Source organism: Pseudomonas sp. WPR_5_2 (genome assembly GCF_003634475.1).
In the GTDB taxonomy this organism is placed as follows: domain Bacteria; phylum Pseudomonadota; class Gammaproteobacteria; order Pseudomonadales; family Pseudomonadaceae; genus Aquipseudomonas; species Aquipseudomonas izuensis.
Map to the genome: position 1 here is coordinate 592,325 of NZ_RBLA01000004.1, position 11,356 is coordinate 603,680.

An 11,356-nucleotide genomic window follows, 5' to 3' on the forward strand; every position below is an offset into this window, starting at 1 on the left:
CTGGCATATTAGGGAGCAGGTCGCTCAAGTTCATCGAAGCAAGCCATCAAAATGATATCGTCAATATTTTGAATGCCGCAAGTGTAATAGTTGGTTGCGATTAAAAAAACCTTTTTTATCGCCATAAAATTGACGAACCCACCTATTTTTATTTGGCGCATCCTGCCTGGAGTCTGCGGCCCCGCATTCGCTACAGGCTGCTGAATACAGGGGCTGGCGGCGGCGCGGGATTATCCGGCAAGGCTTACAACGGCGCACATGATTTACGCCAGATGGCAGTCCGGTGGATAGACGGCAATCCGAAAATAACGTGGACCTGCAAAGCAATTCGCGGACCATTTGAACTATCGTTATAGAGGTCGTTTTTGGCGGTTTAGACATATATGTTTTAAATCAATGTGTTAGTTATAAACAGACAGCAACGATCCGCGAACCTTTAGTGCGAGAGTTATTGAGCAGGATGTGAGAGGTGCCCTTTACTGGCGCGATATTGACTATGCTGGCTGACAGCATGACGCGATTCACTTCCGAGGGATGCTCCATGTTCTACGTGCAACGCAATGCAGAAGGAAAACTGACGCGCGTCGAAACACAAGCCTACGCCGAATCCACGGAAACGCTGCCGACCGACCACCCTGACCTCCAGGCCTGGTTCGCCAATGAAGTCATGGCCACCAGCCTCAAACAGCTCAAGCAGATTAAACAACTCAAGCAGCTCCAGCAGAGCGACCTGGAAATGATCCGGGTACTCGACGACTTGATCGAAGTGTTGATCAGCAAAGGCGTGATCCTGGTCACTGACTTGCCGGATCCTGCACAAGCCAAGCTCATGGACCGGACCCAGGCCCGGGAGGCGTTGGGCGGGTTGAGTCATTTGGTTGATGATGATGAAGAGGGGTATATCTGAAGGTTTCAACTTCTTCGCTGACTGTGCCGTCGCCATCGCGGGCAAGCCCGCTCCCACAGGGAGTGGTGGCGATCACAGGACTTGTGTTCGACGCAAAATCTGTGGGAGCGGGCTCGCCCGCGATGGCGGCATCACATGCGGCTCAAATTCCAAGCCTTACTGCCAAGGCTTCGGCCCCCCCACCAACCGCCCCTGAACCCCATACACCCCCATCTCCCGAATCACCGCCAGCTCACCTTCGGTTTCGACCTGTTCGGCAATCAACGGCAAATCGATGCTATGCGCCGCACGCTGGATGGCTTCGATGAACAGGCGCTTGTCGCTTTCCTGATCGATTGCGCGGATGTAGCTGCCGTCGATTTTCAGATACGCCAACCCGAGCCGGGCGAGATTGCCGATCATGCTGAAACGCCCGCCGAAATGTTGCAGGCTCAACGAGAACCCCAGCCCACGCAATCGCCGCGTCAGGTCCTCAAGCATGGCTTGCCCCGGCAATTGTTCTTCACCGATTTCCAGGGTCAGCCGTGGTCCCAGGCTGGAATGCGAACGCAGCAGCTCAAGGAGCGCATTCAATGCCTGCGGATCTTCCAGGGTGGCTGAAGACAGGTTCAGCGCCAGCGACTCTTCATGATCGGCCATTTGCTCGAGCACCAGCTCCAACATCAGACGATCGAGCCGCGCGGCCCAGCCGAACCGCTGCAGCCACGGCAGGAAGCGCCCCGCCGGTATGCTCTGGCCCTGATCGTCGATCAGGCGCGACAGTACTTTGTGGTGCAGGACCTGTTGTGTGTCCTGACTGGCCACCACCGGCTGGAAAAACAATGCGAACTGCCGCTGCTTCAGCGCCCGATCCAGCAGGTTGTGCCAGGCATGATGATCATCGCCGACACCGGCCAGGGCGCTATGATCCAGACAGACCCAATTCGAATCGACCTGGCTTTCGGCCTGCGCCAATGCCTGATCCGCCAGCCCGAGCACCGCTTGCGGCGCATCACCATGGACAAACGGCGCCAACCCGATCGCGGCGACCGAGGCCACGTCGGTGGCGCCGGTCGCATGCAGGCTGGTTAGGGCCGTGTCGAGGTGCTGCGCCAGCTGCAGCACTTCTTCGCGCATCAGCCCCGGCGCCAGCACGGCAAATTCGCCACCCCGAATCCGCGTAACGAGGTTTTGCGTTGCCGGATACCGGGCGCATTCGCGCGACAGCTGCTCGCCAACCGCCCGCAACAATTCGTCGGTGCGTTGGCCGCCCAGACGCTGGTTGAGGCCCGCCAGATCCTGAACCCGCAATAGCAGCAAGTAACCAGAGCTGGCCTGTTCAGGATTGCTCACCCGAGCGTTCAATTGCATCTCGAAATAGCGACGGTTGGCCAACCCGGTCAGGTTGTCCTGATAGGACTCGACCCGCAGTTTTTCACTGCGTTCGGCCTGCTCCTGAAACAGTGCCTTGAGCTTCTCGACCATCTGGTTCATGGCCTGCACCACTCGCCTCAGTTCAGGCGTGCGCGGCAGTTGCGGCAGGCTGAGGAATTCGCGGCGGGCAATGGCATGGGACTGGTGGACCATGTAATCGAGCGGTTTCAATTGCCGACGCAACAACAGCGCCCCCAGAATCGCACTGACCACGCCGCAGATCAGTAACCACACCAGACTGCCCAGCGCGCTCTGCCACAGCTTGGCCAGGGCGAACATCGGGTGGCTGACCACCTCGACCCGCGCAGCCTGCTCCCAGCCGCGACTGACGATCGAATCGCCGCCGGCAGGTTCAAGGCCGATCATTCGGACGAACCAGCCCGGTACACGGGTATCTGCCGGGATACCGCTGCGCTCGACGAGCGTCTTGTCGTTGGAGAGGTCGACCACCCGGATGCTCGCGTAGTAACCGCTGTCGAAGATCGAGCTGACCAGTAATTCAATCATTGCCGGGTCATCGATGTTCGGTGTCAGGGACAGCGCCAGCGCCGTCGCGGCGTCCTGGGCGTGGGATCGCAACTGGTTGACGTACTGAGTACGAGAACTCTCCAGGCTGACCATGAAGCTGCCGGTGAAGGCGACGACCAGGAACAGACAGATTGCGATCAACAGCTGTTTGAACAAGGACATCTGTGGGCGTGCTCCTAATTAATCGTCTCGACCGGAAATCCTTCTGCCTGCATTTTCTTCAACACGTCTTGCCAGCGAGACAGGCGCTTGGTGTCACCGACCTTCTGGTTGCCCTTGGCACCCGGTAACCACAACCCTTGTGCATTGAAAGCGTAGACCGGCAGCAAATCCGTACGTTGGCTGGCCGGCTGGATCGTGTCGATCAGGCTGTCGAGCACCAGCGGCATGGCGTCGGGGCTTGCGTAGTAGGTCAACACCATGTGCGCGCGATTCAGGCGCAACGCCTTTACATAGGTGATGCGCAACTTGTCGCTGGCAACGCCGAGATGGCGCAGGCTGAAGTACTTGGCGATAGCGTAGTCTTCGCAATCGCCGGCACCTTTCCACAAGGCTTCGATCGGGGTCTCCCAGTAATCGACCTGGTGCCAGAGGTCGATGTCCTCGACGTAGCGCATTCGCTGATTGAAGAACCGGTTGACCCGGTTCAGTTGCTCCAGCTCGCTGACCTGCTGCTGGGAGGCCAACAAGTGTTTCCAATCATCAATACGCTGCTGTCCTTCGCCCAAAGGCCCGTACAATGCCTGCGCCCGGCGGCTGATCAGGGAAAAGTCCCAATCGGCCTGCCCATCGCCCAGCACATCGCCCAGCATCACACCGGCCAGCAGCAATGCGCCGCACAGCCAACGCAAAATCCGGGAAGCAGGGAAACATACCGCCAACGGAAGGCATCCAGGGTAGGCAAATGGGAGTCGGTTGATGGTGTAGGGTAGCCTGTTAAAAAACAATGGCACGCTGAGATCATCGATGGCGCGCTAAACTGAAGGAAAGGCGCTCTGTTGCGCGTTTGACAAGCCGTCAGGCTGTTACTAGTGTCAGTTGGATCCAAAATTATTCAGTCAATCAGGGTGCGTTGTAGTGACACAAAAGCCCAACCCTCTCAGCAGTATCAAGGTCAACGGGCCGATTCCCGCGCACCTGGCTCGCTCGGTTATCGAAGAAACCTTGCGTTCGGCTATTCTCGATGGCCGCCTGCCTTGCGGTATTGCACTGCGCCAACAAGATCTGGCCGACCTGTTTGGTGTCAGCCGCATGCCGGTGCGCGAAGCCTTGCGCCAACTCGAAGCACAAGCATTACTCAACGTGATTGCCCATAAAGGCGCCGTGGTCGCACCACTGGTTCAGGGCGATGCCGCGGAAACCTATGCCCTGCGGATCCTGCTGGAGTCCGAAGCACTGAGGCTGTCGGTCCCGCTGCTGGATACGGCGGATCTCGAACAGTCAGCCCGCTACATCGACGAGCTGGAAACGGAACACGACTACACTGAAATCGGCCGGCTCAACCGTCTTTTCCATATGTCACTGTACTGCAAGGCACCCAATAAACGGCTGCTGAAACTGGTCGAAGATGGGCTGAACGAGGAAGAACGTTTTCTGCGCTTCAATCTGGAAGCCATGGGTTTGGGCAAGTTATCCCAGGAAGATCACCGGGCCCTGTTGCACGCCGCCGAAAACCGGGACGTCGAAGGTTCCGTGAAACTGCTCGAAAATCATCTCAATCGAGGGGTCGAGGTCATTACACGCTACCTCAATAGCCCTGAAGCCAAGAACAGAAACACCTCGAAGTAGAGCACACGCCCCGAACCTGCAGAAGCAAGTCGGATCGCCGCACCGCTTGCTCCTGCAAAAAACCAGTTCGGCGAACTATCCGCTTACATTTTTCCCTCCTATAAACCCTCCCCCGACTCGCACGCCCCGGTGATAGCGGCTGCCTTGAATTACGCTCACTCTTGGGGTGCCGACAACCAATGAATGGGTGACGCACCGCAACAGTGGCGCAGTCCCCGCACCAGGAACCTACGGAAGGAGCCTTGTCACGGGAACGGAAGAACACGGCATTGCCCCGGCCAACTTCCATCCCCCTCAGATCACCTCGACGGATTCCATTGGAAAGTTGCTTCGAGTGAGGCATTCACTCTTCATTTAAATTCTGGCTTATATAAGACGGAAGGAGTAACTACACCCAAATAAAACTTATATGAAAAGTTTTATTGGAACTTGTCGCGCCAGAGAAAGTTAAACAAATAAATATTAATAAAATAACTTGATCAGCACTTTATTTGTGTACTAACTTTTCTACGCCGCCAATGAATGCTGACCGAACAACCATTAATACCCGTTCTGAAACCAACTATCAGAGATCGATTGGTTTGAGGCACCCGCTCGCCAGCAGAAAACTTAAAACATCAACCAGCCGTGATCACCGCTGACATTCAACTATTTAAAAGGCTTGCTCATGAAACCCACTAAAGAATATCTCGAACAAAAAAAATCCGAATTGAGTGCACACCCGATTTTCTCCGAAATCCACTCGCTGGCCGTCTTACAACGCTTCATGGAAACCCATGTCTTTGCCGTGTGGGACTTCATGTCATTAACCAAGCGACTGCAACAGGAGCTGACCTGCACGCACCTGCCTTGGTTGCCACCGCGTGATCCGCAGGCAGCGCGACTGATCAATGAGATCGTGCTGGGTGAAGAGTCCGATGACCGCCCGACCCGGGGACACTACAGCCATTTCGAGTTGTACCTGGATGCCATGCGTGAAGTCGGTGCCAGCACCGCCGCCGTCGAACGCTTCGTGGCGCTGCAACAGGAAGGCGTGAGTTATGACGTAGCGCTGCAAAGTGTCGACGTCGACCCGGCGGCGGCGCGATTCGTGCGCCATACGCTGCACACCGCGCTGCATGCCCCGGGCCACAGCGTCGCGGCAGCGTTTCTGCATGGTCGCGAAAGTGTGATTCCGCAGATGTTCCAACGCATCCTCGATGACTGGGGCATCGGCATCGAACAGGCCCCGACCTTTCGCTACTACCTCGAACGCCACATTGAGGTCGACGCCGAAGACCACGGTCCTGCCGCGGAAAAACTTCTCGCCCGGCTGGTCGATGGCGACCCGCAACGGGAGGAAGACGTCTATGCCAGCGCCATCGCCGCGGTGGAAAGTCGTATCGCCTTGTGGGATGGCTTACGCCTGAGCATGAGCGAACCACTGGCGGAGGTGAACGCATGAACGCTGCCGACTACCTGTCGTTCGCCGACGCCTGGGAAAGCCGCGCCACCATCCGCACCCGCCCGCGTCGCGTGCTGGAGGACGATGACAAGCTGATCTACCCCTTGAGCCGCCAACCACTGGTGCTCAGCGAGACGTTTCTGCGCGAATGCCCGCAACAGCGCGACTTTGCCCTGGTGCAGACACTCTACAAATTCATCAACGATGTGGTGATTTTCGAAACCGAGATCGTCGACAAGACTGCCCGCAGCATCGCCAAGAATCGCTTCGACGTGCCCTTTCCGCTCGCTTGCCGTTACGACGCCATGACCGTGGTGGTGGATGAGGATTACCACGCGCTGGTGGCCATGGATTTCATGCAGCAGACCATCGCCATGACGGGTATTACACCGATCGACCTGCCCGACGAAATCGAACTGAGCCGGGCCATTCCAGCGGCCGTCGCACTTGCGCCACCCCACCTGCGCAGCGCCGTGGAGCTGATCTGCGTGGCGATTGCCGAGAACACCGTGACTGGCGATGTCGCCGCGTTCGCCAAGGACGACACCGTCAAGCAATCGATCAAGGGCTTGATGGCCGACCATTTGCTCGACGAAGGCCGGCATTCCGGATTCTGGGCGCGGATGGTGCGCATCTACTGGCACACCGCGAGTGAGGACGACCGCCAGTGCATCGCGCAAATCCTGCCGGTGTTCATCGGCCATTACCTGACCAACGACATCCAGAAGTCCTTCGACTTCCGCCTGATCGATGCCTTGCCGATCGGCGCCGCCCCACGCCACGCCCTCAGGAACGAGGTGTCGGGGCTGGCTTTCCCGATCAATCGCCATCATCCGCTGGTGGCCAACATCGTGCGGTTCTTCCGTAGCAGTTCGCTGCTGGATTCGCCGTGCGTGCAAAGCGCCCTGGACGACTACTTGATTTGACGAGGAGCACACCATGAGACGTCTCGATATTTTGCTCATTGGACGAAGCCAGGCCTTGACCGACCTGAGGCTGGAGCTCGAACAACACGGTCATGCACTGACACGGATGAAGGCGCTGGACGAGCAGGCACCGGCCCGCGCCGACCTTGTGATCGACGATGCCAGCGTGGATGGGCAGATATTCATTGATGTACCGCGCCTGACGTTGCAACTGGGCATCGACCTGCCAGGCGCTTCGGGCCTGCCATCGCTGGATCTGTTATGCACTGCCGATTCCACGTTGCTCACTCGCGTGCCGATCGCCGATGAACCTTCAGGCAACGGTCAGGTGCTGCGCCTGCGCGCTGTGGCGGAACTGGTGGACCATGTGGCGTTGCTGGTCAGCCGCTACTCGCGGGACGTCGAGTATTTTCGGCTTGCCGAACCGCTCACCTCCATACATTTCGAAAGAGTCGAAAACCTGCTGTTTCTCGACAGCCTGGCTTTCGTCCATCAGCTCAATGCAACGGCAGATCCTCGGCTGCTGGAGCTCGCCCGGGTGCCAGTGATCGAGCGCCTTGAACAGCGCTTCATTCAGTTCGCCGGGCGACCGGCATTGAACGTAGCCGGCAGCGCTCTCGACTATCGCCAGTTGCATGCCCTGAGCCGCGCGGTTCAGCAGCGGTTGCAACCTTTGCTCGATCAGCATGACGGCCCGAGAGTGGTAGGCATCTGCCTGCCGAAATGCAGTGCGTTGTATGCGGGGATTTTGGCGATTTTGGGTAGCGGTGCGGTGTACCTGCCTCTAGAGCCGAGCCATCCACTGCAACGCCAGCAGTACATCCTGTCGGACGCCGGTGCGGTATTGCTGCTGCATGATGGGCAGCATCCGCTGGCGGCGCAGATGCCGAGCCTGGATATCAGCGCTATCGACGCCGAAGCGTTGAATCCTGATCAACCGCTGATGCGCCATCGCCCCGATCTCGACGCCCCGTGCATGGCGCTCTACACCTCGGGCACCACCGGCCATCCCAAGGGCGTGCTGCTCAGCCAGGCCAACCTCGCGCACTTCACCGCGTGGTACATCGACTATGTGCAGCTCACCGAACAGAGTCGGGCGCTGCAATTTTCATCGTTGAGTTTCGACTCGTCGCTGATCGATATTTTTCCGACCTTGCTGCAAGGTGCCGAATTGATCGTGCCCAGTGAAGACCAGCGGCGCGATCCGCTGCAACTGGTGGATCTGATTCGTCACCAACGCCTGAGCCACGCCTTTCTACCGCCCGCGTTGTTGAGCGTTCTGCCGCTGGAGCAACTGTGCAACCTCGATCACGTGATGACGGGAGGTGATGTCTGCGAGCCCTGGGTCATCGAGCAACTGACCCGCCAGGGCCAACTCTACAATCTCTACGGCCCCACCGAAGCCACCGTGCTGATTACCGCACGGCAACTGCAGGCCGGCGATCACAATCGAACCCTGGGCGGCCCGATCGCCAACAGCCAGGTGCTGATTCTCGATGAGGAAATGCAACCGGTGATCGAACAGACCGTCGGTGAGTTGTTCATCGTCGGGCCCGGAGTATGCCTGGGTTACCTGAACAACCCGCAACAAACCGCCGAACGCTACCTGCAACTGACCCTGCCCGATGGCCAGAGCCTGCGCGCCTATCGCACGGGCGACATGGCGAAGTGGACCACTGGCGGAATCGAACTGTGCGGCCGGCGCGACAATCAGGTGAAGATTCGCGGCTTTCGGGTCGAGCCGGAAGAGATCGAGCGCTGCCTGCGCGACAGCCAGTTGTACGGTCAGGTGGCCGTGGTGATCGACAGCCAGCGACGGATTCTGGCTTTCCTCGCCCAACCTCGAGAGAACCGGCCCGGCGCCGCTCGCGAAGCGCTGAAGGCCCACGTCCTGCACTATCTGCCGGACTACATGCAGCCCGGCGCCTGGACCGAGCTGGCGAGCATGCCGTACGCCAGCAGCGGCAAGGTCGATCGTAAGGCGCTGTTGGAACTGCCGGTCAGCATCAGTGAAAAGGCTACGCGCCGCTTGCCCGTCAGCGCCGATGAAACCTTGTTGCTGGAGATCTGGTCCGAGCTGCTGGAGTTGCCGGCCAGCGATATTTCCACTGACGAAAGTTTTTTCAATCTCGGCGGTCATTCGATCCTGCTTTCACGAATGCTCCTGCGCTTGCGCGAAGAATTCGGCCGCAGCATTTCGATCAACCGCTTCATCGAACTGCCTACCATCGCGAAACTGGCAACACTGGTGCGTGGCGCCGGTAGCGAAGAGGTGTTGAGCGAAAGAGCCCTGGCCGATGCCTCGCGCGAGCTTCAGGTGCAGCCATTGCCCGTCAGCCGCATGGGCGATGTGCATAAGGTGATCGTCACCGGTGCCAACAGCTTTGTCGGCGTCCACATCGTCGAAGCACTGTTGGCGTGGGGTGCCACCGAAGTTGCCTGCCTGGTCCGAGACGGTAACGGGCAATCGGCTGCCGAGCGCTTCGCTCAGGCGTTAGTGGAGAACCGGCTGGAGCATCTGGATTTGAGTCGGGTGCGGGTTTACGCGGCGGATATCACGCGCCCGCAACTGGGGCTGACCGACGAAGTTTACGAGCGCCTTGATCGTGAGTTCGGTGCACTGGTGCACAACGCCGCCAACGTCAATCACGTGCTCGATTATGAATCACTGGCACGGGACAACGTCGAACCGATATTCGAGTGCCTGCGATTGTGTGAAGGACGCAGCAAAAAGATCTTCAACTTCGTCTCGACACTCTCGGCCTCCAGCACGATGTCCGCCGATGGCAAGGTGCTTGAGCTGCCCGCCGCGCAAACCCCGCCGATCTACATCAAGAATGGCTACAACCTGTCCAAATGGGTGGGCGAGCGGGTCCTCGAGCGCGCGCGGGAGCGCGGTGTGCGGGTCAATCTCTATCGGCCCGGCAACATCAGTTTCAACAGCCTCACAGGTGTGTGCCAACCGCACAAGAACCGTTTGATGCTGATGCTCAAGGGTTCGATCCAGCTCGGTCAGGTGCCGGAGTTCGCGTTGAACTTCGATCTGATGCCGGTGGACTTCCTCGCCCGCTTCATTGCCTTCCATGCCAGCCGTTATCAGCCGGAAAAAGCAGTGTTCAACCTGCACAACCCCGAGCCACTGAGTTGGGACAACTATGTGGCGTCCTTTCGTGAAGCCGGTCGGGCGTTTTCCCTGGTCAGCGTCGCCGACTGGCAGCAACAACTGGGCAGGGTCGACAGCGACAACGCGTTATTTGGCGTATTGGGTTTCTACCTCAACGGCTTCGAGGAAGACATCGGGGACATCTCGATGATCGGCCACGACAACGCCCAGGCTGGCGTGCGGCAGATGGGCGCGTGCTATCCGGAAAAATCCCCGGCGCTCCTGCGTCGCGGCTGCGACTACCTCAAAGAAATCAATTTCATCTGATCCACCCCAACCAAGAACGGAGCAAAACCATGAGCACACTGCAACCCGATACCCTGATCAAGAATCCGCAAGGCTGCCACGTTGTGTCTTCGGTGGAAGTCCCTGCCGATGCCGTACAGGTCTGGGCCGTTGTCGGCAACTTTGCCGGCTTCGACCGATTCATCCCGGCACTGTCGCACATCGAGATGACCGGTGAGGGCGTGTCGTCCCTGCGCAAGAAGCTCTTCAAGGACGGCAACCTGGTGGTCGAACAACTCAACTCCCGCGACGACCAGGCCCTGAACATGACCTGGACCACCATCTACAACACGTTGGGTGTCGCAAACTTGTGGGCGGCGATGCAGGTTAAATCGCTGGGTGCGGGCAAATCTGAGGCGACCTGGACCATCATCGCCGAACCGGCACAGGGAGGCGCCGAAGCTCTGCCGGGGTTCAAGGATTTCGTACAGGGCTTTGCCGATGATGCGATGAACAACGTGTTGAAGATGTTTGCTTAAGGCAGAGCGTACTGTCACTGCGATGGTGAGCTACCGGGTCCAGGCACCCGGTTTTCTCTACAAGGCCAACCGCTGAACAAGGGTTGGCTTTTTTGCAGCCCAGAACGACAAAACCCCTGTCTGCGCAAGCAGATAGGGGTTTCGGAATTTAATCTTGACGATGACCTACTCTCACATGGGGAAACCCCACACTACCATCGGCGATGCATCGTTTCACTGCTGAGTTCGGGATGGGATCAGGTGGTTCCAATGCTCTATGGTCGTCAAGAAATTCTTTGACCAGCCCGTTACAAGTATAACGTTCCGGTGAAAATTGGTGACTTCTACTAAAACAAAACCCCTACCTGCATACGCAGATAGGGGTTTCGGAATTTAATCTTGACGATGACCTACTCTCACATGGGGAAACCCCACACTACCATC

The 11,356-nt window shown here is 58.2% G+C and carries 8 protein-coding genes and 1 rRNA gene; 6 read left to right on the forward strand and 3 right to left on the reverse strand.

Going from position 1 to position 11,356, the window contains the following annotated elements; translation table 11 throughout:
- Nucleotides 1-541: 541 nt before the first annotated feature.
- The gene (locus BJ917_RS18340) at nt 542-907 is read left to right on the forward strand and encodes a tryptophan synthase subunit beta (RefSeq protein ID WP_096514017.1); all 366 of its coding nucleotides are present in this window, start codon (nt 542-544) and stop codon (nt 905-907) included.
- A 156-nt stretch (nt 908-1,063) separates the two neighbouring features.
- On the opposite strand, the gene lapD is transcribed toward BJ917_RS18340, so the two are convergent.
- Complete coding sequence (gene lapD / locus BJ917_RS18345; RefSeq protein ID WP_121104015.1) at nt 1,064-3,010, reverse strand: cyclic di-GMP receptor LapD; 1,947 nt, start codon at nt 3,008-3,010, stop codon at nt 1,064-1,066.
- Nucleotides 3,011-3,024: 14 nt separating this feature from the next.
- On the reverse strand, nt 3,025-3,690 hold the full coding sequence (gene lapG, locus BJ917_RS18350) for a cysteine protease LapG (protein WP_372237737.1): 666 nt from the start codon (nt 3,688-3,690) through the stop codon (nt 3,025-3,027).
- A gap of 235 nt (nt 3,691-3,925) precedes the next feature.
- Here lapG and BJ917_RS18355 point away from each other — a divergent pair, with 235 nt between their 5' ends.
- From BJ917_RS18355 to BJ917_RS18375, 5 genes are all read left to right on the forward strand, one after another.
- Entirely contained in the window at nt 3,926-4,636 is a 711-nt protein-coding gene (locus tag BJ917_RS18355; protein WP_121104017.1) for a GntR family transcriptional regulator, read from the forward strand.
- Between the two features lie 667 nt (nt 4,637-5,303).
- Complete coding sequence (locus BJ917_RS18360) at nt 5,304-6,080, forward strand: DUF3050 domain-containing protein (protein WP_121104018.1); 777 nt, start codon at nt 5,304-5,306, stop codon at nt 6,078-6,080.
- Nucleotides 6,077-7,006, forward strand: coding sequence for a diiron oxygenase (locus BJ917_RS18365; RefSeq protein WP_121104019.1), 930 nt, complete (start codon nt 6,077-6,079; stop codon nt 7,004-7,006). Before BJ917_RS18360 ends, BJ917_RS18365 begins: the two co-directional genes overlap by 4 nt.
- 13 nt (nt 7,007-7,019) lie before the next feature.
- Complete coding sequence (locus BJ917_RS18370) at nt 7,020-10,436, forward strand: non-ribosomal peptide synthetase (protein ID WP_121104020.1); 3,417 nt, start codon at nt 7,020-7,022, stop codon at nt 10,434-10,436.
- Between the two features lie 29 nt (nt 10,437-10,465).
- Nucleotides 10,466-10,933, forward strand: coding sequence for an SRPBCC family protein (locus tag BJ917_RS18375; RefSeq protein WP_121104021.1), 468 nt, complete (start codon nt 10,466-10,468; stop codon nt 10,931-10,933).
- A gap of 152 nt (nt 10,934-11,085) precedes the next feature.
- Here BJ917_RS18375 and rrf read toward each other — a convergent pair.
- A 5S ribosomal RNA gene (gene rrf, locus BJ917_RS18380) occupies nt 11,086-11,201 on the reverse strand.
- Nucleotides 11,202-11,356 lie beyond the last annotated feature (155 nt).

Coding starts and splice junctions, on each gene's coding strand:
- BJ917_RS18340 (WP_096514017.1), top strand. CDS start 542: ATGTTCTACGTGCAACGCAATGCAGAAGGAAAACTGACGCGCGTCGAA.
- lapD (WP_121104015.1), bottom strand. CDS start 3,010: ATGTCCTTGTTCAAACAGCTGTTGATCGCAATCTGTCTGTTCCTGGTC.
- BJ917_RS18360 (WP_121104018.1), top strand. CDS start 5,304: ATGAAACCCACTAAAGAATATCTCGAACAAAAAAAATCCGAATTGAGT.
- BJ917_RS18365 (WP_121104019.1), top strand. CDS start 6,077: ATGAACGCTGCCGACTACCTGTCGTTCGCCGACGCCTGGGAAAGCCGC.
- BJ917_RS18370 (WP_121104020.1), top strand. CDS start 7,020: ATGAGACGTCTCGATATTTTGCTCATTGGACGAAGCCAGGCCTTGACC.
- BJ917_RS18375 (WP_121104021.1), top strand. CDS start 10,466: ATGAGCACACTGCAACCCGATACCCTGATCAAGAATCCGCAAGGCTGC.